24 protein-coding genes are annotated in these 23,666 nt (G+C 63.6%); 16 read left to right on the forward strand and 8 right to left on the reverse strand.

Annotated elements, in window-relative coordinates:
- Positions 1-2: 2 nt before the first annotated feature.
- The 5 genes from NKI67_RS14095 to NKI67_RS14115 form a co-directional block, all read right to left on the reverse strand.
- On the reverse strand, positions 3-743 hold the full coding sequence (locus tag NKI67_RS14095) for an aspartate/glutamate racemase family protein (protein WP_023676071.1): 741 nt from the start codon (positions 741-743) through the stop codon (positions 3-5).
- A 2-nt stretch (positions 744-745) separates the two neighbouring features.
- Positions 746-1,564, reverse strand: a complete 819-nt coding sequence (locus tag NKI67_RS14100) for an ABC transporter permease (protein ID WP_023676072.1) — start codon at positions 1,562-1,564, stop codon at positions 746-748.
- Between the two features lie 4 nt (positions 1,565-1,568).
- Complete coding sequence (locus tag NKI67_RS14105; protein WP_023676073.1) at positions 1,569-2,480, reverse strand: ABC transporter permease; 912 nt, start codon at positions 2,478-2,480, stop codon at positions 1,569-1,571.
- Positions 2,481-2,683: 203 nt separating this feature from the next.
- A complete protein-coding gene (locus tag NKI67_RS14110) occupies positions 2,684-3,973 on the reverse strand; it encodes an ABC transporter substrate-binding protein (protein ID WP_023676074.1) in 1,290 nt (429 codons plus the stop codon).
- Positions 3,974-4,009: 36 nt separating this feature from the next.
- Positions 4,010-5,098 carry an ABC transporter ATP-binding protein gene (locus NKI67_RS14115; RefSeq protein WP_023676075.1) on the reverse strand — a complete coding sequence of 363 codons (1,089 nt, stop codon included), beginning with the start codon at positions 5,096-5,098 and terminating at the stop codon, positions 4,010-4,012.
- Positions 5,099-5,356: 258 nt separating this feature from the next.
- On the opposite strand from NKI67_RS14115, the gene NKI67_RS14120 reads away from it, so the two are divergent.
- Entirely contained in the window at positions 5,357-6,070 is a 714-nt protein-coding gene (locus NKI67_RS14120; protein ID WP_023676076.1) for a GntR family transcriptional regulator, read from the forward strand.
- A 7-nt stretch (positions 6,071-6,077) separates the two neighbouring features.
- Here NKI67_RS14120 and NKI67_RS14125 read toward each other — a convergent pair whose 3' ends face one another.
- The gene (locus NKI67_RS14125; RefSeq protein WP_352645649.1) at positions 6,078-7,175 is read right to left on the reverse strand and encodes a lactonase family protein; all 1,098 of its coding nucleotides are present in this window, start codon (positions 7,173-7,175) and stop codon (positions 6,078-6,080) included.
- 189 nt (positions 7,176-7,364) lie between these two features.
- On the opposite strand from NKI67_RS14125, the gene NKI67_RS14130 reads away from it, so the two are divergent.
- Genes NKI67_RS14130 through NKI67_RS14165 form a run of 8 tightly spaced genes read left to right on the forward strand, consistent with a single transcriptional unit; the run spans position 7,365 to position 14,900 of the window.
- Positions 7,365-7,916: a MaoC family dehydratase gene (locus NKI67_RS14130; RefSeq protein WP_023676078.1), complete on the forward strand. Its 552-nt coding sequence runs from the start codon at positions 7,365-7,367 to the stop codon at positions 7,914-7,916.
- Positions 7,917-7,919: 3 nt separating this feature from the next.
- Positions 7,920-9,080, forward strand: a complete 1,161-nt coding sequence (locus NKI67_RS14135) for a CaiB/BaiF CoA transferase family protein (protein WP_023676079.1) — start codon at positions 7,920-7,922, stop codon at positions 9,078-9,080.
- A gap of 20 nt (positions 9,081-9,100) precedes the next feature.
- Entirely contained in the window at positions 9,101-10,243 is a 1,143-nt protein-coding gene (locus NKI67_RS14140; RefSeq protein ID WP_198023551.1) for an ABC transporter substrate-binding protein, read from the forward strand.
- A 20-nt stretch (positions 10,244-10,263) separates the two neighbouring features.
- Positions 10,264-11,451 carry an ABC transporter substrate-binding protein gene (locus NKI67_RS14145; protein ID WP_352645651.1) on the forward strand — a complete coding sequence of 396 codons (1,188 nt, stop codon included), beginning with the start codon at positions 10,264-10,266 and terminating at the stop codon, positions 11,449-11,451.
- A gap of 57 nt (positions 11,452-11,508) precedes the next feature.
- The gene (locus NKI67_RS14150; RefSeq protein ID WP_023676082.1) at positions 11,509-12,246 is read left to right on the forward strand and encodes an ATP-binding cassette domain-containing protein; all 738 of its coding nucleotides are present in this window, start codon (positions 11,509-11,511) and stop codon (positions 12,244-12,246) included.
- Positions 12,239-12,982 carry an ATP-binding cassette domain-containing protein gene (locus NKI67_RS14155; protein ID WP_023676083.1) on the forward strand — a complete coding sequence of 248 codons (744 nt, stop codon included), beginning with the start codon at positions 12,239-12,241 and terminating at the stop codon, positions 12,980-12,982. Before NKI67_RS14150 ends, NKI67_RS14155 begins: the two co-directional genes overlap by 8 nt.
- The gene (locus NKI67_RS14160) at positions 12,979-13,929 is read left to right on the forward strand and encodes an ABC transporter permease (protein WP_023676084.1); all 951 of its coding nucleotides are present in this window, start codon (positions 12,979-12,981) and stop codon (positions 13,927-13,929) included. The genes NKI67_RS14155 and NKI67_RS14160 overlap by 4 nt, the downstream gene beginning before the upstream one ends.
- Positions 13,930-13,934: 5 nt before the next feature.
- Complete coding sequence (locus NKI67_RS14165) at positions 13,935-14,900, forward strand: ABC transporter permease (protein WP_023676085.1); 966 nt, start codon at positions 13,935-13,937, stop codon at positions 14,898-14,900.
- A gap of 65 nt (positions 14,901-14,965) precedes the next feature.
- Here the strand turns inward: NKI67_RS14165 and NKI67_RS14170 are convergent, their stop codons facing one another.
- Positions 14,966-15,802 (reverse strand): amidohydrolase family protein, encoded by an 837-nt coding sequence (locus tag NKI67_RS14170; RefSeq protein ID WP_023676086.1) that lies wholly within the window; start codon positions 15,800-15,802, stop codon positions 14,966-14,968.
- Positions 15,803-15,869: 67 nt separating this feature from the next.
- A complete protein-coding gene (locus NKI67_RS14175; RefSeq protein WP_023676087.1) occupies positions 15,870-16,658 on the reverse strand; it encodes an IclR family transcriptional regulator in 789 nt (262 codons plus the stop codon).
- A gap of 159 nt (positions 16,659-16,817) precedes the next feature.
- On the opposite strand from NKI67_RS14175, the gene NKI67_RS14180 reads away from it, so the two are divergent.
- From NKI67_RS14180 to NKI67_RS14210, 7 genes are all read left to right on the forward strand, one after another.
- The gene (locus NKI67_RS14180; RefSeq protein ID WP_023676088.1) at positions 16,818-18,134 is read left to right on the forward strand and encodes a type 2 periplasmic-binding domain-containing protein; all 1,317 of its coding nucleotides are present in this window, start codon (positions 16,818-16,820) and stop codon (positions 18,132-18,134) included.
- A 142-nt stretch (positions 18,135-18,276) separates the two neighbouring features.
- Positions 18,277-19,173, forward strand: coding sequence for a carbohydrate ABC transporter permease (locus tag NKI67_RS14185; protein ID WP_023676089.1), 897 nt, complete (start codon positions 18,277-18,279; stop codon positions 19,171-19,173).
- Between the two features lie 2 nt (positions 19,174-19,175).
- A complete protein-coding gene (locus tag NKI67_RS14190) occupies positions 19,176-20,042 on the forward strand; it encodes a carbohydrate ABC transporter permease (RefSeq protein WP_023676090.1) in 867 nt (288 codons plus the stop codon).
- A gap of 1 nt (position 20,043) precedes the next feature.
- A complete protein-coding gene (locus NKI67_RS14195; RefSeq protein WP_023676091.1) occupies positions 20,044-21,141 on the forward strand; it encodes an ABC transporter ATP-binding protein in 1,098 nt (365 codons plus the stop codon).
- Positions 21,142-21,145: 4 nt separating this feature from the next.
- A complete protein-coding gene (locus NKI67_RS14200) occupies positions 21,146-22,258 on the forward strand; it encodes a mandelate racemase/muconate lactonizing enzyme family protein (RefSeq protein ID WP_023676092.1) in 1,113 nt (370 codons plus the stop codon).
- A 9-nt stretch (positions 22,259-22,267) separates the two neighbouring features.
- Positions 22,268-22,597, forward strand: coding sequence for an L-rhamnose mutarotase (locus NKI67_RS14205; RefSeq protein WP_023676093.1), 330 nt, complete (start codon positions 22,268-22,270; stop codon positions 22,595-22,597).
- On the forward strand, positions 22,590-23,666 hold the full coding sequence (locus NKI67_RS14210; RefSeq protein ID WP_023676094.1) for a Gfo/Idh/MocA family protein: 1,077 nt from the start codon (positions 22,590-22,592) through the stop codon (positions 23,664-23,666). The genes NKI67_RS14205 and NKI67_RS14210 overlap by 8 nt, the downstream gene beginning before the upstream one ends.

Genomic DNA, 23,666 nt, shown 5'->3' on the forward strand with positions numbered 1-23,666 from the left:
GATCACTCGGCGGCGCCAGGCGCGAAGGATTTCAACGCGCCATGATAGGACTTTGCCAACGGGCTTGCATAGGCGCCGCGCTTGGATGTCGTCAGGCCAAGGGCGATCAATGCCTCGGCCTGTTTCACGGCAGCGCCCACGCCGTCGATGACCGGAAGCCCGAATTCCCGCTGCAGCGCCGCCGCCAGATCGGCCATGCCGGCACAGCCGAGCACGATCGCCTCGGCGCGATCCTCGTCGATGGCGCGCGCAATCTCGTTGCGCAGCCTGAGCAGTGCGTCGGACGCCGGATCTTCGAGGGCAAGAACCGGGATGTCGGCGGCGCGCACACGCGCGCGCCCTGCCATGCCATAGCGCTGCACCAACCCTTCGACCGGCACGCGCGAACGTCCGGTGGTGGTGACGACGGTGAAGCGCTGGGCGATGAACGAGGCCGTGCTGAGCGATGCCTCGCAAATGCCGATGACCGGAATGTTGGCCATGGCGCGCGCGGCATCGAGGCCGGTGTCGTCGAAACAGGCAATGATCGCGGCTTGCGCGCCCGAGCGTTCGCCGGCGGCGATCTCGACCAGCAGGCCGGGCACGGCAAGTGCTTCATCGTAATAGCCTTCGATCGATACAGGTCCCATCGACGAGGTGACGGCAACGATCTTCGTCGATTGAGCAGCGACCGATCGGGCGGCGACCGCGATAGTATCGGTCATGCTGGCGGTGGTGTTTGGATTGACGACGAGGATCTGCACTGTCAGGCACGCTCGCGGCGGCGGCCGACATAGACGATTGCGCCGAGCGTCAGCAGGATCACCAGGAAGGAAAACACGGTCGTCACGGTGCCCAGCGCATAGAGCACCGGCGTCGTGACATTCGTCGTCATGCCGTATATTTCGAGCGGCAACGTGTTGAACGTGCCCGAGGTCATCAGCGTGCGGGCGAACTCGTCATATGACAGAGTAAAACCGAACAGGCCGACGCCGATCAGGCTGGGCGCGATCATCGGCAGCACGACATGGGCAAAGGTCTGCCACGACGACGCTCCGAGATCGCGCGCGGCTTCCTCATAGGCTGGCGAGAACCGGTTGAAGACAGCAAACATAATCAGCACGCCGAAAGGCAAGGTCCAGGTCAGATGGGCGCCGAAAGCGGAGGTGTACCAGGCGGGGCGGAAGCCGATCTGCTGGAAGACGACGCCGATGCCGAGACTGATGATGATCGACGGCACGACCAGGCTGGCGACGGCCAGATAGAACAGTGCGGTTGCGCAGCGAAATTTCTGCCGGAAGGCCAGGCCGGCGAGCAGCGACACGGCGACAGTGACGACCATCACCATCAGGCCAAGGACGAGCGAGCGTTTGAAGCTGCCGCCGAAGTCGCCGACCGCCTGGCGCTCGAACAAATTGGCGAACCAGTGCAGCGACACGCCGTTCAGCGGAAATGTCAGACCGCCGTTCTCGCCCTGGAAAGAGAGGATCAGGATCGCCGAAAGCGGGCCGTAGAGGAACAACACGAAAAGACCGAAGAACGCCGCCAACACATAGAATTCGAGGGTGCGCTTGTCCTGGCTCATCGCCTCACAGCTCCTTGCGGATGTCGACGATGCGCAGGATGCCCGCGACCATCAGCAGCACCAGCACCAAGAGCACGACGGCGTTGGCGGCGGCTGCCGGATATTGCAGCAGCGACATCTGGTTCTTCATCATCAGCGCGACGGAGGCGCTCTGCCCGCCGGACATCACCTGCACCGTCGAGAAGTCGGCCATCACCAGGGTGACGACGAAAATGGTGCCGATCGCCATGCCGGGCTTGGCGAGCGGAATGACGACGTTCCACAGAACCTGCCAGCCGGAAGCGCCGGCGTCGCGCGCGGCTTCTATCAACGACTTGTCGATGCGCATCAGCGTATTGAAGATCGGCGTCACCATGAACAGCGTATAGAGATGCACCATGGCCAGCACCACGGCGAATTCGGAATAGAGCAGCCATTCGATCGGCTTCGGGATCAGCCCCATTTGCACCAGCGTCGAGTTGACCAGGCCATTGCGGCCAAGCACCGGAATCCACGAGATCATGCGGATGATGTTGGAGGTCAGGAACGGCACCGTGCAGACAAGGAACAGCACCATCTGCATGGCCGTGGTCCTGATATGGAAGGCAAGGAAATAGGCGACCCAGAAACCGATGAACAGCGTCAGCGCCCAGACGATGGCGGCGTATTTCAGCGTATTCAGGTAGGTTTTCCAGGTGACCCAGGAGCCGAGCGTGTCGGAATAATTGGTGGTCAGGAAATCCGGATACATCGCTGCGAAATCGTAATCCCAGAATGAGACCACGGCGATCATCAGAATTGGCAGCAGGAGGAACGCGCCGAGGATCAGGGCAAGTGGTGTTGCCTGGAGATAGGGGACGAGGGCGCCGATCGAGAGCCGGCGGCGTCTGGCGGGTTTGGCGGCGGCGGTGGCGGGGCGTTCGAGCGCGGCTGTCATGAACATCTCGGTATAAGTCAGCGATGCGGCGAAGCCGCCTTTCCTTCTCCCCCTTGTGGGAGAAGGTGGCCGAGCGAAGCTCGGTCGGATGAGGGGTGTTCCAGCTTGGCACCAACAGCGCTCCGGCCGGCACCCCTCAACCGTCTTGGCGCTGCGCGCCAATCCACCTTCTCCCACAAGGGGAGAAGGGGAAGACGTTGTACCTACGCAGCGATGAACTCGTTCCAGCGCTTCACCATGTAGCGGTCTTCGTCCATGACCGAGTTCCAGCAGGCGACCTTGCCCATGCGCTCTTCGAAAGAGCCGCCGTCACGCACGGCGCCAGCCTTTTCCATGACCTTGCCGTCCGGCGACAGGATATCGCCCTTTGCCGGCTTGCCTTCGATCCAGTAGCCCCACTCGTCCTCGGACATGAACTTCTTGGCCGACACCATGTTGGCCGAGTAATAGCCCTGGCGGTTGAGATAGCCGCCAACCCAGCCGGACGTGTACCAGTTGATGTATTCATAGGCGGCATCGAGTTCGGCGCCGGAGAGATGGGCTGCCAGGCCAAGCCCGCCACCCCAGGACCGGTAGCCTTCCTTGAGCGGCTGGAACCGGCACGCGATGCCCTTGGAGCGGACTGCGGCCACGGCCGGCGACCACATTGACTGGATCACCACTTCGCCTGAAGCCATCAGGTTGACGCTCTCGTCGAAGGATTTCCAGAAGGCGCGGAACTGGCCGGCTTGCTTGGCCTTGATCAGGAAGTCGATCGTCTTGTCGATCTCCTCCTTGGTCATGTTGCCCTTGTCGGCGTATTTGATGTTGCCGGTGGCTTCCATGATCATCGCCGCATCCATGATGCCGATCGACGGGATGTTGAGGATGGCGGTCTTGCCCTTGAAGGCCGGATCCATGATGTCGGCCCAGGTGGTGATATCGCGGCCGACGAGGTCGGGGCGGATGCCGAGCGTATCGGCATTGTAGATCGTCGGCACCATGGTGAACCAGTTGGTCGGCGCCTTGGCGAAGACCTTGCTGTCCTGCGCCTCGACGTAACCGACCGTGTGCGGCGCGGTGCCCTGGGCGATAACGCTGTCCGGCGCCAGCTTGCCGGTTTTGAACAGCGGCACCAGCTCGTCGTAATATTTCAGCTTGGTGACATCCATCGGCTGCAGGACGCCTGTCGGGAACACCTTCTTGCAGATCCAGTATTCGATGTCGGCGATGTCGTAGCTGTCGGGCTGCGTCACGGCGCGCTGTGCGGCGGCGTCGGAATCGGTTGCTGTCATCTCCAGCGTGATGCCGAGATCGGCCTTGCACTTGTCGGCGATGGCATTGAGGTTGGATACGCCGGTGCCGAACTGGCGCAGCGTGATGTTCGATTGCGCCCAGATGGTCGGAAAGCCAGATATGGCGCCGGAACCGGCGGCGAAACCGACGGCGGCGGCACCTGTCTTGAGCAGCGAACGTCGCGATATTCCAGTCTTCTTGTCGGTGGTGTTGGTCATGTTCAGTTCCCCTGTTTCGATTGGTTATGCTGGATTTCAGGAATCGAGACGACCAAGGACGATCGCGTCCTCGGCGTCCCAGGCGATCGGCACTGCGTCGCCGACGGCAACCGGGCTGGCGAAGAAGCTGGTGTCGTCGACGATCACCGTGAACTCCTCGATGCCGGCGCCATTGACCGAGAGCTTCACGGTCGAACCGCGGTACTCGACGTTTGCAATAATGCCGGTGAAGCCGAGCCCGGCTGCCGGCGGCTCGCCGATGCGCACGTGGTCGGTGCGAATGGCGATGTCGATGGGTTCCCCGGTCTCCCTGCCCTGCCCGCTGGCCGCGAGCGTGACGCCGCCGGGCACATCGAAAACGACCATGCCGTCGCGACTGCCGGCGACGCGCCCGGAGATGACATTGTGGTCGCCCATGAAACGAGCGACGAAGGCCGTGGCCGGCCGCTCGAACACCGTGCGAGGGTGCGCCGCCTGCTCGATACGGCCGTCGTTCATCACCACGATCAGGTCGGCCAGCGCCATCGCCTCTTCCTGGCTGTGGGTGACGTGGACGAAAGTGATGCCGAGCGACGTCTGCAGCTTCTTCAGTTCGGCTCGCATGCGGATCTTCAGGAAAGGATCGAGCGCCGAAAGCGGTTCGTCGAGCAACAGCGCCTCGGGATCGGTGATCAATGCGCGCGCAAGAGCAACGCGCTGCTGCTGCCCGCCGGAAAGCTGCGCCGGGCGGCGGCTGGCATAGGCCTCCATCTGCATCAGCTTCAGCATGTCGAGTGCCTTGACGCGGCGTTCCTCCTTGCCGACGCCTTTCATCTTCAGGCTGAAGGCGACATTGTCGATCAGGTCGAGATGCGGAAACAGTGCGTAGGACTGGAACATCATGGCAGTGCCGCGCCTGGCCGGCGGCAGGTCGGTGACCACTGTGTTGCCGAGACGCACGTCGCCACTCGATATGCTCTCGTGCCCGGCGATCATGCGCAGCGTCGAGGTCTTGCCACAGCCGGACGGACCGAGCAGGCAGCAATAGGTTCCCGCAGGGATTTTCAGGCTGATGCCTTCGACGGCAGTCGTCGCGCCATAGACTTTCGAAACGGACACAATGTCGATTTCGGCGGCTTTGGACATCCAGCTTCCCCTTTGGTCGGATTAGCCAAAGCATCATGCGTGCCAGTTGCGCGCCGCCGCACCAACCGACTGAATCCTCGAAGAAATCAGGGCCGCCTCTATTTAGCTGCCGATACGTCGCCCTTGTGCAATGCACAAATTATAGGCGATTGCCGCCGATCTTCGCAAAGATCGTATGCAATCTTTTTCATCTCTGTATTCACTTTGTCTCTCGTCCAAGCGATGCGATTCAGGGTAGAAGAACGCAGGACCACTGCCATGAACATTGCCGACCAGACCTTCCCTGCTATCGAGGCCGCCAACGAGGATCGCGCGCAGGCGATCCGCGACCAGTTGCGCGACGCGATCGTCGATCGCCGGCTGGCGCCGGGAACAAAGCTTTCCGAAGGCGAAGTCGGCACGCTGTTCGATGTCAGCCGCACCGTGGCGCGTGCGGCACTGCAGATGCTTTCCTTCGAGGGATTGGTGCGCACCGAGCGCAATCGCGGCGCCTTCGTCGCCAATCCGTCGCCGGAGGAAGCGCGGCAGGTTTTTGCTTCGCGCCGGCTCATCGAACCAGGCATCGCGATTGCCGCCGCCGGACGGATGACGCCGGCGCATGTCGCCGCGTTCAAGGCCCAGCTCGACGAAGAAGGCCGTTTCATCGCCGAACGCGGACCGAACGCAAGGCGATCGGAGATCAAGGCGTCGGGGGATTTTCACCTGCTTCTGGCGTCGGTCGCGGGAAACGTCATCCTGCAGCGCTTCATGGAGGAATTGGTCGCTCGTTCATCGCTGGTGATCGCACTCTATGGCCGCTCGGGCATCTCGAGCTGCGGCCACAACGAACACACGCAGATCCTCGAGGCGCTGGAAAATGGCAATGCCGAACGCGCCAGCGCGCTGATGCTGCACCACATCGACCATATCGAGGCCGACCTCGATCTGCGCGTCAGGAGCGGCCCGGCACTCAGGCAGGCGCTCGAGTTCTGAGATCGCGTCAACGCACGATCCTCACACACATCGGCGTGCCAATATCGATGGATCGGCCGGCGTCGGTCAGCCGGCCGGTTGCGACATCACGGGCGAAAATCGAGATGCGGTCGGCATTCTGGTTGGCCGAGAACAGATGGCCGCCCGAGGGCGTCAGTGCCAGATTGCGCGGCGTGGCGCCGCCGCAAGGCGTATAGCCGACAAGGGCAAGCCTGCCGGTTTGCTGGTCGATCGAAAACACCACGATGCTGTCATGGCCGCGGTTGGAGCCGTAGAGAAAGCGGCCGTCAGGCGAGATCTGGATGTCGGCGCAGTGATTGCCGTCGCGCGCCTCGGGCGGCACGGCCGGCTTGCTGTCGATCACCGGAAGCTTGCCTGATGCTTCGTCCAGCGCCAGCGAGACAACCGTCGAATCCAGCTCGTTCATGACGAACACGAAGCGACCGCCCGGATGCAGTGCGAGATGGCGCGGACCCGCGCCTGGCGCAAGCGCCGACTCGGCGAGCTTCGTCAGGCTGCCGTCTGAGCCGATGCGATAGGACACCAGCCGGTCGATGCCGAGGTCAGCGACGATCGCCATGCCGCCGGCAACCGTCTCGGTTACGCTATGGGCATGCGGCCGCTCCTGGCGGGCAGGATCTGGTCCGGTCCCGCTATGGGCAACGCTCGACAACGGCGCTGTCAGGCCGCCATTCTCACCCAACCCATAGACCACGACCGAGCGATCGGGGCCGCCCTCGCCCATGCCGTAATTGGCGACCAGCAGCTTCGTCCGGTCGCGCGTGATGGCGTTGTGCGCCGTGATGCTGCCCAGCGTCGGCTGCTTGTTGATGTAGGACAGCGTGGCGGTCTGCCTGTCGAAACGGTAGGCCGAGACCACCCCTTCGCGCCAGGTGAACACTTCTGAGTTGGCATAGATGTGGGAGCCGTCCGGCGTCACCGACAGGAAGGTGGGATTGTCGATGTCTCCCGTCTCGGCCAGTTTCTTCGTCCGCAGCGTCCCTTCGTCGAAACTGTAGACACCCAGCCCGATGCCGCGCGCGCCCTGAAAATACGGGGCGTCGCGATTGAGGCTGCCGACGAAAACCAGACAGGCATTCTGCATCACTTCCTCCCTTGTCCGCCGGCATTGGCCCCGACGGAGCAGGCAAAATTTCGCCTGTTCACGCTTGCAACACAACCCCATATGTGAAAATACTATTCACAAAAGAAGATTGACGGGAGGATCGATCATGCATTTCGCTGGTCTGCGGCGCGCCCTGATGGACGATTCCCGCTCCCAGAGGAAGTCGTCATGAGCGGTTTCGCGCCAACCGTGGGCGTGGCATCGACACACCCCGCCAACATGCCTAGGAATCACGCCGACCTTCCCGTCTGGAACGCGGAGAACTGGTTCTACGAAGACTGGCCGGTCGGCCAGAAGATCCGCTCGCTGCGCCGGACCATTGCCGAGGGCGACAGCCATCTCTTCAACACGCTGGTGCTCGACATCCATCCATACGTGCAGGACCAGATGTTCGCCGAGACGCAAGGCATTTTCGGCAAGCGGCTGGTGGCAGGGGCCTTCGTGTTCTCAGCCGGGCTCGGTCTCGTCGCCACCAATTGCATCAACGCCTTTTCGTATGGCTACGACAAATTGCGCTTCATCAAGCCGGTGTTCATAGGCGACACGATCTATTCGATCCGCTCCAACCTCGACAAGAAGCCAAAATACAAGGAAATGGGGCTGATCCGCGCCAGCTATGAAGTCTTCAAGGGTGAAGGCGAGCTCGTGCTTTATTGCGAGCACCTGCAGACGGTGAAGTACCGCAATCCGGCCGATTTCGCCGGCAAGACGGAGAAATAGGCAATGGCTGCCATTGCCGAACTGCCGCTGACCGGGCTCATCGTTGTCGATATGAGCCAGTTCTTGTCCGGGCCCTACTGCTCGCTCAGACTGCTCGACCTCGGCGCTCGCGTCATCAAGATCGAACGGCCGGATGGCGGCGACCTGTCGCGCCGGCTTTATCTCAGCGACACCGAGATCGGCGGCGATTCCACCATTTTCCATGCGATCAACCGCGCCAAGGAAAGCCTTTCCATCGACTTGAAGGACGAGGCCGACCTTGCGGCGCTGCGCGGCCTGCTGGCCAAGGCCGACGTGCTGATCCAGAATTTCAGGCCCGGCGTCATCGAACGCCTGGGCTTCGATTACGAGGCGGTGCGCAAGATCAATCCGCACCTGGTCTATGCCTCGATCAGCGGCTATGGCGACGAAGGCCCGTGGGTCAAGCGGCCCGGGCAGGATCTGCTGGCGCAGGCCCGCTCCGGCGTGATGTGGCTGAACGGCGACGAGGACCAAGGGCCGGTGCCCTTCGGCCTGGCGATCGCCGACATGCTGGCGGGTTCCGCCGCCGCGCAAGGCATCCTCGCCGCACTGGTGCGGCGCGGCGTGACCGGCAAGGGCAGCCATGTCGAGACCAGCCTGCTCGAAGCGCTGGTCGACTTCCAGTTCGAGGTGCTGACCACGCACCTCAATGACGGGCGCCGGCTGCCGCGGCGGTCGAGCTTCCGCAGCGCGCACGCCTATCTCTCGGCGCCCTACGGCGTCTATCCGGCCAAGGACGGCTATCTGGCGATCGCCATGACGCCGATCTCGAAACTCGCCGATCTCCTCGGGCTCGAGGAGCTTGCGCCCTATCGCGACCAGCCGTCGACCTGGTTCACCGCCCGCGACGAGATCAAGGCGATCATCGCGCAAAAGATCGCAACGAAGACGGTCGACGAATGGCTTGCCATTCTCGAGCCTGCCGACATCTGGTGCGCCAAGGTTTTGACCTGGCCGGAGATGATGGCCAGCGAAGGCTTCCAGGTCCTCGACATGCTGCAGACGGTGACGCGCGAGGATGACGTTTCGATCCTCACCACGCGCTCGCCGCTCAGGGTAGACGGCATCCGCGCGAAGGTCGAGCGGGCCGCGCCACGCATCGGCGAGCACAGCGCAAAAATCCGCGCGGAGTTCGGGCTGTGAGCGACGTCACGCTCAAAGGCATGACCTGGAGCCATCCGCGCGGCTATGACCCGATGGTCGCCTGTTCGAGACTGTGGAAGCAACAAACTGGCATCGCCGTTGAATGGGACAAGCGCTCGCTGCAGGATTTCGAATCCTTCCCGGTCGAGGAACTGGCCCGTGCCTACGACCTGATCGTCGTCGACCATCCGCATGTCGGCCAGATCACCGCCGAGAACTGCCTGACGCCGCTCGATGTCGCCGGCCGGGAAGGCGAGCGTGCAGCACTTGCGGCGGGCAGCGTCGGCCGGTCCTTTCCGAGCTACAACTGGCAAGGCCGGCAGTGGGCGTTTCCGATCGACGCGGCCAGCCAGGTGCAGGCATGGCGGCCCGACATGCTTTCGGCTGCGCCGGCGAGCTGGGCCGATGCCCTCGATCTGGCCCGGCAAGGCCACGTGCTGTTGCCGCTCAGGCCGCCGCATTCGCTGATGGTGTTCTACACGCTTGCCGGCAATCTCGGCCGACCCGCCGGTGAAGGCCCTGGCGACCATGTGGATCCGGCAGCGGGCAAGCAGGTCTTCGAGATGATGCGCGAGATCGCAGCCCTCGTCGACCCGGCCTGTCTTGGCATGGATCCGATCGCGGTTCTGGAGCAAATGGCCGGATCCGGCTCGCGGATCGCCTGCGCGCCGCTGATCTATGGCTATGTCTCCTATGCCATCGCCGGGTTTCGACCCAACCGCCTGGCTTTCGCGGATATTCCGGCCGCTGGCAATGCCGGCCCCAAAGGCTCGGCGCTCGGCGGCACCGGCATCGCCGTGTCGGCCTTCTCGAAGGCCGGACAGGAAGCAATCGACTTCGCCTACTGGATCGCCAGCGGTGACGTGCAGCGCGGCCCTTACGCCTCGGCCGGCGGCCAGCCCGGCCATGCGGCAGCCTGGGCGGATGCCGCCGTCAACGCCGCCGCCGGCAATTTCTACAAGGACACGCGGGCCACGCTCGAAGGTGCCTGGGTCAGGCCGCGGCACGACGGCTACATGGCGTTCCAGCAGGCGGCGTCCGATCGCATCAATCTCGGCCTGAGCGAAAGGCACAATGCCGCTCGCGTCGTTGCCGATCTCAATCGCCTGTTTCGGGAGAGCCTTTCGACGCAGGTGTCCGGCGTTGCCGGCGGAGGAGCCTGAACAACCGAACGGAGGAGAACATGAACAGCCTGATCCGCGGCCTTATGGCCGCAACCGCACTTGCATCGGTCACGACCATAGCCTGCGCTCAAGACGTTTCGGGCGTGATTGCTGGATTGCCGACCGAACTGAAGGCGCAATATGACGGCGCGCCGCAAAAGGTGCTGCCGTCGGCCTGGGATAATTTCACGCCGCCGCCAAAGCCATGGAAATGGTGCCACTCCGAGTCCTACCAGGGCAATCCGTGGCGCGTCACCGTCACCAAGGAGTTGAAGCGGCTGGTCGACGGCCTGATCGCCGACGGCACCGTGGCGAGCTTCGAGGTGTCGGATTCCAACAACGACGCCAGTCAGCAGATCAACCAGATCCGCGCCTTCATCGACAAGAAATGCTCGATCATCACCTCGATCCCCGGCTCGGCGACGGCGCTGGACGATGCCATCGATGCCGCAGCCAAAGCCGGCATCCCCTTCATCACGGCAGCTGGGTCGGTGACCAGCCCGAATGCGATCAATGTCGATTCCAACTATGCGCGCTGGGGCTATGACATGATGACGGCGATCGGCAAAGCAATGCCGGACGGCGGCAGCGTGCTTCTGGTCGAAGGCATTGCCGGTCACCCGATCGTCGTGCAGGAGCGCCAGGGTGCCGACAAGGCGCTGGCCGAAAATTCAAAGCTCAAGGTCTCGCGCAGCGTCAACGGCAATTGGACGGCCAACGTTACCAAGACGGCGGTGCTGCAGGCAATCGCCACCAATCCGGCGCCGATCGATGCAGTGTGGACGACGGGCAGCGAAAGCCGCGTCGTCGCCGAGGCCTTTGCCGAGGCCGGCCGCCCTGCCCCGCTGATCACCGGCTCGATCACCGGCGATGCGCTCGGCTACTGGAAGGCCAATCCCGACAAATACCGCTTCGAAGGCCATGCGGTTCTGCCGCACTGGACGGCCGAGACGCTGTTTCGTGTCGGGGCGCGCATGCTGGATGGGCAGAAGCCCAAGCTCAACACGCTGCTGATCCCGATTCCGCCGGTGCACAATGCCGACCTCGGCGCCTGGTACAAGGACTGCATAACGCCGGACGCCGTCTCGATCTTCCCGGTCCCGCCGAAGGATCCGATGCCGGAGGAATGGCTCGATGCCTATTTCGCCAATCCGGCACCGACCAAGGGCTGGGACTATTCGAAGGTGCCGGACGCCTGCGCCAAGTAGCATTTATGAGGGCCGGCTCCGCACCAGCGGTGCCGGCTTTCTACATCAGGATTGCTCATGCTGGAAGTCCAGGCCATCTCGAAACGCTACGGCGAAACGATTGCGCTGGCCAATGCCTCCATCGCATTCCGCGCCGGCACGATCCACACCATCCTGGGCGAGAACGGTTCGGGCAAGAGCACCCTGGTCAAGCTGCTGTCGGGGATCGTGCAGCAGGACAGCGGCGCGATCCTGCTCGACGGAGCGCCCTTTACCGGCCTCTCGCCGGCGGCGTTCCAGACCGCCGGGTTGGCCACCGTGTTCCAGGAAGTGCTGATCGCGCCTGACCGTTCGGTGACGGACAACATCCTGCTCGGCCTCGACGGCCTGCTGACGCGCACCGTGCCGCGCGCCGAGCGGCGGCAACGCGCGCAAGCGGTGCTGAAGCGCTTCGCGGTGACCGAGATCCCGCTCGACCAGTTGGCCGGGCAAGTGCCGCTTGCGGTTCAGCAATTGGTAGTGCTCGCCCGCGCCGTGGTGCGCAGCCCGCGCATTCTCATCCTTGACGAGGTTACAGCGGCGCTCGACTTTGCCGATCGCGAGGCGGTCTTTGCCATGATGCGCAAGCTTGCCTCCGAAGGCTGCCTGATCCTGTTCATCACCCATCGCATGGACGAGGTGATGTCGCTTTCGGACCGGATTTCCGTGCTGCGCGGCGGCAGCGTGGTGACGACTGAGGAACGCGGCACGTCCACCGCATCCGAACTTCTCAGAGCGATGGCGCCACGCACGGCGGCGGAGCTGGCGCATGGCTGATCGCGCCAGCCTTTCGGTGCGTGGCCTGGTGATCGCGCCGGGCGCAAGCCCCATGACGCAAACCATTGCGCCGGGCGAGATCGTCGGCCTTGCCGGCCTCGACGGCCACGGACAGGAGCGGTTCCTGAAAGTGCTGGCCGGCCTGGAACGCCCGGCCGGCGGCGAGGTGACCGTCGAGGCGCCAACCGGAGCGCGCGCGATCACCAATTTCCGCAAGGCGGTCGCCGGCGGCATCGCCTATTTGCCGCGCGACCGGCGCACCACCGGCATTTTTCCGACCCAATCGGTGCTCGACAATTTTGCCGTCTCGACGCTGTCGCGCGATATGCGTTTCGGCCTGCTCAGCTTCGCCGCGCGGCGGCAGCGCTATGAGAGCTACCGGGACAGACTGTCGATCATCGCGCCACGGCCGGACGCCCCGATCACCACGCTTTCCGGCGGCAACCAGCAGAAGGTGCTGCTGGCCCGCGCATTGGCGCTGGAACCGGCGATCCTGCTCCTCAATGATCCGACGCGCGGTGTCGACGTGGCGACGCGCCATGTCCTCTACGATGTGTTTCGTGGACTGGCGGCGGACGGCATGGCTCTGGTCATCCTGTCGAGCGAGATCGAGGAGATCCTGCTGCTTTGCCATCGCGTGCTGGTATTTCGCGAACAGCAGGTCGCGGCCGAAATCACCGGAGACGCGATGAAAAGCGATACGGTGATCGCCGCCATGTTCGGACGCGCCGCATGAGCGGGTTGCGGCGCATGGCGGCGCGATGGCGCGGCGCTGGCTTTGCGGCAGTGCTGCTGGCCATCCTGATCGCGGTCAATCTGCTGCTCAATCCGGCGCGCTTCCATCCTGCCGCCTGGGGCGCGCTGATCGGGCTCGCCGCGCCGCTGATCGGCGCAGCGGTCGCCTCGGCTCCGGTGATCCTCGCCGGGCGCGGCGGCATCGACATTTCCGTCGGGCCGCTGATGGGCTTCGTCAATGCGATGGTGATCCAGGTGCTGTTTCTCAGGCTTGGCATGTCTTCGCCGCTGTTCATCGTGCCGGCGGCGCTTCTGATCGGCGCGATCGTCGGCGCCGCCAACGGCTTTCTGGCGACCATCGTCCGCATCCAGCCGATCGTCGCAACGCTCGGCACCTATCTGATCCTCACCGGCATGACGCTGACCATCCTGCCGGCGCCGATCGGGCCGGCGCCGGGCTGGCTGAAGGCAATGGCCGGACCCTGGTCGGCGCTGCCGCTGGCGCTGATCTTCCTGTTCTGGTGGCTGGTGCGGCAGACGCCTTATTACGACCAGCTGATGGCGGTGGGCAGCGACGATCGCGCCGCCTACACGGCCGGCGTTCCAGTCACCAAAGTCCGTTTCATCGCCTATGTCATGACCGGCATACTTGCCGCCTGTGCCGGCCTGATGCTGACCGCGCTGATCGGTTCGGCCGACCCTAATATCGGGCCAAGCTACACGCTGATCGCGATTGCCGCGGTGGCGCTCGGCGGCGTCAGCCTTGCCGGCGGGCGCGGCGGGCTCGCCGGGGCCGCGATCGGCGCTGTCGACATCTTCCTGCTGCAGAGCGTGCTGACCGCCTTCAACGTCTCCACCTATGTGCTGCAGATCGCCTATGGCGCGATCCTGGTTGTGGCCGTGATCATGACGGCGCTGCAGGAGCGGCTATCAGGGCGGAAAGGCTGAGAAGCATGAGCCGGAACTGGTTCCAATCCACCAATGCCCGCGTCGCCGGTGCCTTTGCCGTCGCTGTCGCCTTGCATGTCCTTGGCACCTTGCTCATCCCGGGCTACTCCCAGCCCTTCGCCATCCGGGCGCTGCTGGTGATCGCCTCGCTGCTGGCGGTGGCATCGATCGGCCAGACCCTCGTCGTCATTCTCGGCGGTATCGATCTGTCGATCCCCTTCATCATCGGCTTTGCCAATGTCGTTGCCGCACAGCTCTACGGCGACGGCTGGAATTTTGTTTTTGTCTGCGCGGCCGTCGTCGCGCTCGCCATACTGATCGGGGCGCTGAACGGCCTGATCTCGCGCGGGCTCGACATCCACCCGCTGATCGTCACGCTCGGCACCGGCATGATCGTGCAAGGTGCCGTCCTGTTGTGGACCGGTGGCTTTCCGTCCGGATCGGCGCCTGCAGCGGTTTCCGCCTTCGTTTCGATCGGCGGTTCGGTCGGACCGCTGCCGGTGCCGGGGCTGGTGCCATGCGTCGCGGTGCTGACCTTGCTGGTGGCGCTGGTGCTGGCGCGCACGCCCTACGGCCGCCGCCTCTATGCCCTCGGCAGCAATCCAGGTGCTGCGCCGCTGGCGCTGATCGATCCGGTCCGCATGTGGACCGTGACCTATGCCGCGAGCGCCTTCTTCGCCGCCGCGGCCGGCGTGCTGCTGCTCGGCTTCACCGGTTCGGCCTATGGCGATGTCGGCCAGCCCTATCTGTTCCAGACGATCGCAGCCGTGGTGGTCGGCGGCGCCGCCCTTGTCGGCGGCCGCGGCAGCTATTTCGGCACCATTGCCGGCGTCCTGGTGCTGACGGAAATCAACACGCTGCTGATCGGGCTCGGCTTCCGGCCCTCGACCGTGCAGGCGGCACTTGGCCTGGTCATCGTGCTCCTGGTTTCGCTCTACGGTCGCGAGCGGCACGTGTCGGCGACGATCTGAGGCCACCTATTCGTTTGAGCCGCATTTGTGCGACGCCAAGGGATTCCACTTGGCTGCAAAATGCTCTACAAACTCCACAGCCGCTTGGCGTTGCCGGACAGCAGTTGTTGCCGTTCATCGGCGCTGGTGCCGGCAAGCAGCGCGTGCGTTGCCGCAATCCAGGTCGCAAGCCCGCCGCCGAGCGTGCAGACCGGCCAGTCGCTGCCCCAGACGACGCGGTCCCAGCCGAAGCATTCGATGGTGTGCTCGACATAGGGAAGCAGCGTTTCGACAGTCCAGGATCCGGCATCCGCATATGCGACCACACCGGAAATTTTGCCGACGACGTTCGGGCGCCGCGCGATTTCCGCCATGTGCTCGCGCCAAGGGTGCTCGGCACCCCCCTTGATGTCCGGCACGCCGCAATGGTCGAGCACGAACTGCATGTCCGGCGCCAGGTCGGCGAGTGCCGTCGCCTTGGGGATCTGGTGCGGCAGAACGACAAGGTCGAAGGTCAGGCCGCTGCCGCCTAGCCGCTTGATGTTTTCACGAAACAGCGCGCCCTCCGAAAGCTCGTCCGGCATGACGTGCAGCACGCGGCGAAAGCCCTTGACGAAAGGATCGGCGCGCTGGCGCTCGAGATAGGCGGCAAAGCCTGGCTCTTCCGGACGGCAGGAGGCAATCGCTCCCCTCAGCAAACTGCCCTTTTGCTGCGAGAGCGCTTTGACATGGCCGGTTTCGGCCTCGATGTCGGCTGGATCGACATCGACTTCCATGTGCAACGCGCCCTCGATGCCAGCCCGGCGCGCCTGGAGTGCATATTCGTCGTAGGAGAAATCGCGGTTGAGTGCCGGCACGCCGGCCAGCCAGGGATAGCGTAGCGCGGACTGGTCGATCAGGTGCAGATGGGTGTCGAAGATCATGGTGGCGCGCTCCTCCTTGGCGACTTCGAGATCATCTCACGGAGAAAATCTTCATTCAAATAAGAATTCATCGCGATTGCTTGACGGTCGACCCCGCCAGTTGCGACAGCTTTTCGGTCGCTGCCAGCAGCAGCTCTATCGTCCTGGTGATGTCGGGCGCCTTGGGTGCGTTGACCAGGGTTATGTAGGGGATCGACAGTGCGGCGATCGCCTTGCCGTCCGAGCCGAGAACGGGTGTCGACAGGTTGAACACGCCTGCCGTCTGCATCGACGCCATCATCTCGTAGCCGCGTTCCCGGATCTGGTCGAGGCGGGCGAAGAATTCCGGCGATTGCGGTGGCTTGTCGGTGCTGCGCAGATGTTCTGAGATCATCATCTGGCGCTCGTCCGGCGGGCGGAACGCCAGCAACACATGGCCGGAGCCGGTGTCGAACAGGCTGATATGCGAGCCGACGCGGATGGAGATGCCCCAGTAATCCGGCGCCTCCTGCTGTGCGATCACCACCGCGGAACCGCGGTCGAAGACGACGAGCTGATTTGCCTGCTGTGTGGTTTCGGCCAGTTCGCGCATCAGCGGCGTCGCATAGGAAACCAGCCGGCGCACCGGCGCGTGCAGCTGCGCCAGGCCAAACAGCTTGAGCGTCAGCGAATAACGGTCGCCATCCGGCCGCGTGACATAGCCGCGCCGCACCAGCCGGTCCAGCATGCGGTAGAACTCGTTCGGGCTGCGGTCGAGCTTCTTGGCGATTTCCGCCTGCGTCAGGCCGCCGTCGACGCCGGCCAGCAGCTCGAGAATGTCGAGCCCCTTGTCCAACGCCGGGGCTCGATAGCGGTCATCTTCCTCGTCCTCTGCCATTGGGCTTCTCCAGTGAATTTCACCTTTCATATACGCATAACGGCATTGCTTCCGGAAGAACTTTCGGCTTGACGATCCTATAAATGTTTTGTTTGTATATGAATGAAGCTGCCGATCCGCCCTCGCTATGGATCGACGCAGACTCTTGGGAGGATACCAATGACGAAACTGTTTTGCGGCCTGTCGGCCGGCGTAACGCTGCTCGCACTGGGTGCGAGTGCCCTTGCTGCCGACCTGCCCGGCAAATTCGACGGCGTCACCATCGACGCCAAGCTGATCGGCGGCCAGCAATATGAAGGGCTGTACGCACGCATCGGCGAATGGGAAAAACTGACCGGCGCCAAGGTCAACGTGATCTCGAAGAAAAACCACTTCGAGCTCGACAAGGAAATCAAGTCGGACATCGCCTCCGGCAGCATCAACTGGTGCGTTGGGTCGAACCATTCGTCCTTCGCGCCGCAATATCCTGATATCTACACCGACCTCAACAAGCTGCTGCCGAAGGAGGAGATCGACGCCTTCGTGCCGTCGACGATCAAGGCCTCGACGCTCGACGACAAGCTGGTGATGCTGCCGCGCGCGCAGTTCGACGTCTCGGCGCTCTACTACCAGAAGAGCCTCTACCAGGACGAAGCCAAGAAGGCCGCCTACAAGGCCAAGTACGGCAAGGAACTGACACCGCCCGACACCTGGGACGAGGTCGCCCAGCAGGCGGAATTCTTCGCCAGCCCGCCCGATTTCTACGGTACCCAGTTCGCCGGCAAGGAAGAGGCGATCAACGGCCGCTTTTACGAGATGCTCATCGCCGACGGCGGCGAATACCTCGACAAGGATGGCAAGCCGGCCTTCAACTCGGAAGCCGGCGTGCACGCGCTCGACTGGTTCGTCAATCTCTACAAGGCCAAGGCGGTGCCGGCCGGCACCACCAACTATCTGTGGGACGATCTCGGCCAGGGCTTTGCCTCGGGCACCGTCGCCATCAACCTCGACTGGCCGGGCTGGGCAGGCTTCTTCAACGATCCGAAGTCGTCGAAGGTCGCCGGCAATGTCGGCGTGAAGGTGGCGCCGAAGGGATCGGCAGGCATTCGCACCGGCTGGTCGGGGCACCACGGATTTTCGGTCACCGAAAACTGCGCCAGCAAGGAAGCCGCGGCGTCGCTGGTCTGGTTCCTGACCAATGAGGACAGCCAGAAGCTCGAGGCGACAAGCGGCCCACTGCCGACCCGCACGGCGGTGTGGGACTGGGACATCCAGCAGGCGGCCAACGATCCTTACAAGAAGGAAGTGCTGGCGGCTTTCCAGGAAGAGGCAAAGCACGCTTTTGCCGTGCCGCAGACACCTGAATGGATCGAAATCTCCAACGCCGTCTATCCCGAATTGCAGGCCGCCATCCTTGGCGACAAGACCTCCAAGCAGGCGCTGGACGACGCTGCCGCCAAGGCCACGCAAATCCTCGAGGACGCCGGCAAGCTTTGACCATTCTCCCAAGGGGGCGCCGCGCTCATCGAAGAGCGGCGTCCCCGAACTTTTTACGAACCATGCGCAACACGCTTTGTCTTGATCCCAGCTCGCCGATGGCGGCCTTCGGTGTCCGGGCACCAACCAGAACCGGATCGCCATGAAAGGCTGGAGACCTTCGCCGCCATTGCTGCTCCTGCTGCCGGCGGTGATCGTTCTGGCGGCGGTGGTGGTGGTGCCGCTGCTGCTTTCGCTCTATTCCAGCTTCACGCCGTTCCGGCTGACCAGGCCGGAGACGTTCTGGGTCTTCATCGGCGCGCGCAACTACGTCACCATCCTGACCAGCCGCGCTTTCTGGGTCGCCTTTGCCCGCACCGTGGTGCTGCTGACGGTGGCGCTCAACCTGGAAATGCTGATCGGGCTCGGGCTGGCCCTGCTGGTGGAGAAGGCATCGCGCGGCCAGCGGATCCTGCGCACCATCATGATGTTTCCGATGATGTTTTCGCCGATCCTCGTCGGCTTCCAGTTCAAATTCATGTTCAATGACAATATCGGCCTGGTGAACAATGCCCTGCAGGGGCTCGGCCTGACCGATCGCGCCATCCCGTGGCTGATCGACGGCAATCTCGCCTTCATCGCCATCCTGATCGCCGAGATCTGGTCGTCGACCTCGGTGTTCGCGATCCTGATCCTGGCCGGGCTGCTGGCGATGCCGCGCGAACCGGTCGAGGCGGCCCGCGTCGACGGCTGCACGCCGTGGCAGACATTCCGCTATGTCACCTGGCCGTTCATCATGCCGTTTGCCTTTATCGCCATGACCATCCGCTCACTCGACGTCGCGCGCGCCTATGACATCGTAAAGATCATGACCGACGGCGGCCCCGCCGGCCGCACCGAACTGGTCTGGACGCTGGTCGCCCGCACCGCCTACAGCGACGCCAGGATGGGAATGGCCAATGCCATGGCCTATTTCTCGATCCTGCTGTCGATCCTGTTCACCGTCTATTTCTACCGCAAGCTCGCCGCAGCGCGCACGCAGATCGCGGCGGAGTGGTGAGGATGGACCAGAACAGCCTGCATCGCGTCGGCAACAAAGCGCTCGGAATCGTTCACGGCATCGGACTGTTCCTGGCCATGCTGGTCATCTGCCTGCCCGGCATCTGGATCGTGCTGTCTTCGCTGCGGCCGACCGTCGAAATCATGGCCAAGCCGCCGGTGTGGATCCCGCAGCAACTCTCGCTCGACGCCTACGTCGCCATGTTCAGCGGCGTCGGCCAGGGCGGCATTCCGGTGCTCGATTACTTCCGCAATTCGCTGATCATCTCGGTGACCTCGACGGTGATCGCCATCGTCATCGGCATGGCCGGCGGCTACGCCTTTGCGCGCTACCGCTTTCGCGCCAAGTCGGCGATGTTCCTCGGCCTGATGCTGACGCGCACGGTGCCCGGCATCGCGCTGTCGCTGCCGCTGTTCTTTGTCTTTGCGCGGCTCGGCATCATCGACACGCATTTCGGGCTGATCCTGGTCTATGTCGCGCTCAACGTGCCGTTCACCGTCTGGCTGATCGACGGCTTTTTCCGCCAGGTGCCGAAAGATCTCGCCGAAGCCGCGCAGATCGACGGCTGCACGCGCTGGCAGGCCTTCTGGCAGGTCGAGTTTCCACTCGCCGGGCCCGGCATCGCCTCGGCCGGCATCTTTGCCTTCCTCACCTCCTGGAACGAGTTCGCGCTCGCCTCGCAGCTGACGCGCTCGATCAACTCCAAGACCCTGCCGGTCGGCCTGCTCGACTATACGGCCGAATTCACCATCGACTGGCGCGGCATGTGCGCGCTCGCCGTGGTCATGGTCATACCGGCGCTCACGCTTACCTTCATCGTCCAGAAACACCTCGTCGGCGGCCTCACTTCCGGCGCGGTGAAAGGCTGACATGGCAACCGTATCGCTCAAGAACCTCACCAAAAGCTACGGCCCGGTGGCGGTGGTGCACGGCATCGACCTCGAGGTCGCCGACCGCGAGTTCATCGCGCTGGTCGGGCCGTCCGGTTGCGGCAAGTCGACAACCCTGCGCATGATCGCCGGCCTCGAGGCGATCAGCGACGGGATCATCGAGATCGGCGGCCGCATGGTCAACGACCTGCCGCCGCGCTCGCGCAACATCTCGATGGTGTTCCAGTCCTATGCGCTCTATCCGCATATGACCGTGCGCGAAAACCTCGGCTTCTCGCTCAAGATAGCCGGCGCCGCGAAGGAAGAAATGGACCGTCGCGTCGCCGAAGCGTCCGGCATTCTCGGCCTCGACCAATTGCTCGACCGCCGGCCGTCGCAGCTGTCCGGCGGACAGCGCCAGCGCGTCGCCATGGGCCGCGCCATCGTGCGCGATCCCGACGTCTTCCTGTTCGACGAGCCGCTTTCCAATCTCGACGCCAAGCTTCGGACGCAGATGCGCACCGAGATCAAGAAACTGCATGCCAAGGTCCGGTCGACGGTGATCTACGTCACCCATGACCAGGTCGAAGCGATGACATTGGCGGACCGTATCGTCATCATGCGTGACGGTTTCATCGAGCAGGTCGGCACACCCGACGAGGTCTTCCGCCGGCCGCAGACACGCTTCGTCGCCGGCTTCATCGGCTCGCCGCCGATGAACCTGCATGAGGCGGTTGTCGACGACGGACAGTTGCTGTTCGCCAGCGGCGAGAGATTGCCTCTGCCCAGCCAGTTCAAGGCCAATGTCGGAACCGGCGACAAAGTCGTGTTCGGCCTCAGGCCCGACGACATCTATCCGACCGGGCATGGCATCAGCTCCGGCGAAGACGTCGACGTCCACCAGGTGGAGTTGCCGGTGACCGTCACCGAGCCGCTCGGCAACGAGACGCTGGTGTTCGCCGAATTCAACGGCAGCGACTGGGTATCGCGGATGCTCAATCCAAAGCCGCTGAAAGCCGGCGACCGGGTCAAGATGAGCCTGGACCTGTCGCAGGCCCATCTGTTTTCCGCCGAAACAGGCAGGACATTGCGAGGTTAAAATCATGGCAAAGATCGAGAAAATCGAACTGCGGATGGTCGACCTGGTGCCGAAGGTCAAGCGCACCGATGCCATCCAGAGTTTTGTCAGCCAGGAAACACCGATCGTCACCATCACCGACGCCGACGGCGCGGTCGGCACCGGCTACAGCTATACGATCGGCACGGGCGGCTCTTCGGTGATGCGGCTGCTGGCCGACCACCTTGCGCCGCGGCTGATCGGCCGCGATGCCGACATGATCGAGGCGATCTGGCACGAGCTGGAGTTCGCCACCCATGCCACGACGATCGGCGCGATCACGGCAATCGCGCTGGCGGCCATCGACACTGCCCTTTGGGACCTGCGGGCCAAGAAACAGAGGCTGCCGCTGTGGAAGCTGGCCGGCGGCGCCAAGGACCGCTGCCCGCTCTACACGACCGAAGGCGGTTGGCTGCATATCGAAACCGAGGCGCTGGTCGCGGATGCGCTGGCCGCCAAGGGCAAGGGCTTTCGCGGCTCGAAGGTCAAGATCGGCAAGCCGCACGGCTCCGAGGATCTTGTCCGGCTGACGGCGGTGCGCCGGGCGGTTGGAGACTCCTACGAAATCATGACCGACTGCAACCAGGGCTTCTCGGTCGACGAGGCAGTCCGCCGGGCCGAGCGCTTGCGTGAACTCGATCTCGCCTGGATCGAGGAACCGTTGCCGGCCGACGACATAGACGGCCATATCCGCCTGTCGAATGCGACGTCGACGCCGATCGCCGTCGGCGAGTCGCTCTACTCGATCCGGCATTTCCGCGAATATATGCAGAAGGGCGCGTGCTCGATCGTGCAGGTCGATGTCGGCCGCATCGGCGGCATCACGCCGTGGCTGAAGGTGGCGCATGCAGCCGAGGCGTTCGACATACCGGTCTGCCCGCATTTCCTGATGGAACTGCATGTCAGCCTGACATGCGCCGTTCAGAACGGCAGATATGTCGAGTATATTCCCCAGCTCGACCAGCTGACCGGCAAGAAAATGCGTATCGAGGACGGGCACGCATTGGCACCGGACGAACCCGGCATCGGCATCGACTGGGACTGGGATGCGATCAAGGCGAAGAGCATCGCGGAATTCACCATGGCGATAGAAAAATAGGAGGCGGACATGCAGCGAATGGGAATGGTGCTCGGCCTCAAGCCGGAGAAAGTCGCCGAGTATGTGCGGCTTCACGCTGCTGTGTGGCCGGACGTCCTCAAGATGATTTCCGCCTGCAACATCAAGAATTATTCGATTTATCTGAGGGAGCCGGAGCACCTTTTGTTCAGCACCTTCGAGTACCACGGCACCGACTATGCCGCCGACATGGCGAAGATGGCCGCCGATCCCACGACGCAGGAATGGTGGGCGCTCTGCATGCCGTGCCAGGAGCCGCTGCCGACCCGCAAGGAGGGCGAGTGGTGGGCGTCGATGGACGAAGTCTTCCATTATGACTGATGACATTTTCGATCCTGCCTCGCTCTCCCAGGCCTGGGCACAGCCGTCAAAGCCCAGGCCGATCGTGATCTTCGGCGCCGGCTCGATCGTCGGCGATGCGCATTTCCCGGCCTATGGGAAAGCCGGTTTCCCGGTTGCCGGGCTTTTCGACCCCGACCTGGCCAAGGCGGAAAGACTGGCGCAGAAATGGGGCGTCACCGCTTACCGGTCGGTCGAGGAAGCTGCGTCAATCAAGGACGCCGTCTTCGATCTGGCGACGCCGCCGGCCTATCATGCCGGGGTGCTCAGGGCGCTGCCCGATGGTGCGGTGGCGCTGATCCAGAAGCCGATGGGCAGCAATCTCATCGAGGCGACCGACATCCTCGAAATCTGCCGCTCCAAAGGCCTGAAGGCGGCGGTGAATTTCCAGCTGCGCTTCGCGCCGATGATGCTGGCGCTCAGGGATGCGATCGCCAAGGGCTGGCTCGGCGACGTGGTCGATTTCGACGCATGGCTGGCGCTGGCGACACCCTGGCAGCTCTGGGAATTCCTGTTGCAGGCGCCGCGCGTCGAGATCACCATGCATTCCATCCATTATCTCGACCTGATCCGGCAATTGCTCGGCGACCCCAAGGGGGTTCATGCCAAGACACTCGGCCACCCCGGCCATAAGGTTGCGCAAACGCGCACCAGCGCGATCCTCGACTATGGCGACACCGTGCGCTGTGCACTGTCGATCAATCACGATCACAAATTCGGTCGAAAACATCAGGCCTGCGAATTCCGCATCTGCGGCACCGAAGGCGCCGCTTACCTCAAACTGGGCGTCAACCTCGACTATCCGCGCGGCGAGCCGGACATTCTCGAAATCTACCCCAAAGGCGGCACGGACTGGGTTGCGGTTCCACTCGTCGGCGCATGGTTTCCGGACGCCTTTGCCGGCCGCATGGCCAATGTCCAGCGCTACGCGTCGGGCGAGGACGCCGAGCTTGTCAGTTCCGTCGAAGACGGCTGGAACACGATGGCGCTGGTCGAAGCCGCCTACCGATCGAGCGCGGCGCCGGCAACACCGATCGCGGCGAGGCCCTGA

Origin of the sequence: Mesorhizobium sp. M0408, from assembly GCF_040321495.1 — a bacterium.
Lineage (GTDB): Bacteria > Pseudomonadota > Alphaproteobacteria > Rhizobiales > Rhizobiaceae > Mesorhizobium.

Bases quoted from the DNA above. Each gene is read 5' to 3' on its own strand.
- NKI67_RS14170 (WP_023676086.1), bottom strand. From the start codon at position 15,802: ATGATCTTCGACACCCATCTGCACCTGATCGACCAGTCCGCGCTACGC.
- NKI67_RS14140 (WP_198023551.1), top strand. From the start codon at position 9,101: ATGACCTGGAGCCATCCGCGCGGCTATGACCCGATGGTCGCCTGTTCG.
- NKI67_RS14100 (WP_023676072.1), bottom strand. From the start codon at position 1,564: ATGAGCCAGGACAAGCGCACCCTCGAATTCTATGTGTTGGCGGCGTTC.
- NKI67_RS14165 (WP_023676085.1), top strand. From the start codon at position 13,935: ATGAGCCGGAACTGGTTCCAATCCACCAATGCCCGCGTCGCCGGTGCC.
- NKI67_RS14135 (WP_023676079.1), top strand. From the start codon at position 7,920: ATGGCTGCCATTGCCGAACTGCCGCTGACCGGGCTCATCGTTGTCGAT.
- NKI67_RS14190 (WP_023676090.1), top strand. From the start codon at position 19,176: ATGGACCAGAACAGCCTGCATCGCGTCGGCAACAAAGCGCTCGGAATC.
- NKI67_RS14180 (WP_023676088.1), top strand. From the start codon at position 16,818: ATGACGAAACTGTTTTGCGGCCTGTCGGCCGGCGTAACGCTGCTCGCA.
- NKI67_RS14205 (WP_023676093.1), top strand. From the start codon at position 22,268: ATGCAGCGAATGGGAATGGTGCTCGGCCTCAAGCCGGAGAAAGTCGCC.
- NKI67_RS14200 (WP_023676092.1), top strand. From the start codon at position 21,146: ATGGCAAAGATCGAGAAAATCGAACTGCGGATGGTCGACCTGGTGCCG.
- NKI67_RS14175 (WP_023676087.1), bottom strand. From the start codon at position 16,658: ATGGCAGAGGACGAGGAAGATGACCGCTATCGAGCCCCGGCGTTGGAC.
- NKI67_RS14185 (WP_023676089.1), top strand. From the start codon at position 18,277: ATGAAAGGCTGGAGACCTTCGCCGCCATTGCTGCTCCTGCTGCCGGCG.
- NKI67_RS14210 (WP_023676094.1), top strand. From the start codon at position 22,590: ATGACTGATGACATTTTCGATCCTGCCTCGCTCTCCCAGGCCTGGGCA.
- NKI67_RS14120 (WP_023676076.1), top strand. From the start codon at position 5,357: ATGAACATTGCCGACCAGACCTTCCCTGCTATCGAGGCCGCCAACGAG.
- NKI67_RS14110 (WP_023676074.1), bottom strand. From the start codon at position 3,973: ATGACCAACACCACCGACAAGAAGACTGGAATATCGCGACGTTCGCTG.
- NKI67_RS14130 (WP_023676078.1), top strand. From the start codon at position 7,365: ATGAGCGGTTTCGCGCCAACCGTGGGCGTGGCATCGACACACCCCGCC.
- NKI67_RS14115 (WP_023676075.1), bottom strand. From the start codon at position 5,098: ATGTCCAAAGCCGCCGAAATCGACATTGTGTCCGTTTCGAAAGTCTAT.
- NKI67_RS14145 (WP_352645651.1), top strand. From the start codon at position 10,264: ATGAACAGCCTGATCCGCGGCCTTATGGCCGCAACCGCACTTGCATCG.
- NKI67_RS14105 (WP_023676073.1), bottom strand. From the start codon at position 2,480: ATGACAGCCGCGCTCGAACGCCCCGCCACCGCCGCCGCCAAACCCGCC.
- NKI67_RS14195 (WP_023676091.1), top strand. From the start codon at position 20,044: ATGGCAACCGTATCGCTCAAGAACCTCACCAAAAGCTACGGCCCGGTG.
- NKI67_RS14160 (WP_023676084.1), top strand. From the start codon at position 12,979: ATGAGCGGGTTGCGGCGCATGGCGGCGCGATGGCGCGGCGCTGGCTTT.
- NKI67_RS14150 (WP_023676082.1), top strand. From the start codon at position 11,509: ATGCTGGAAGTCCAGGCCATCTCGAAACGCTACGGCGAAACGATTGCG.
- NKI67_RS14125 (WP_352645649.1), bottom strand. From the start codon at position 7,175: ATGCAGAATGCCTGTCTGGTTTTCGTCGGCAGCCTCAATCGCGACGCC.
- NKI67_RS14155 (WP_023676083.1), top strand. From the start codon at position 12,239: ATGGCTGATCGCGCCAGCCTTTCGGTGCGTGGCCTGGTGATCGCGCCG.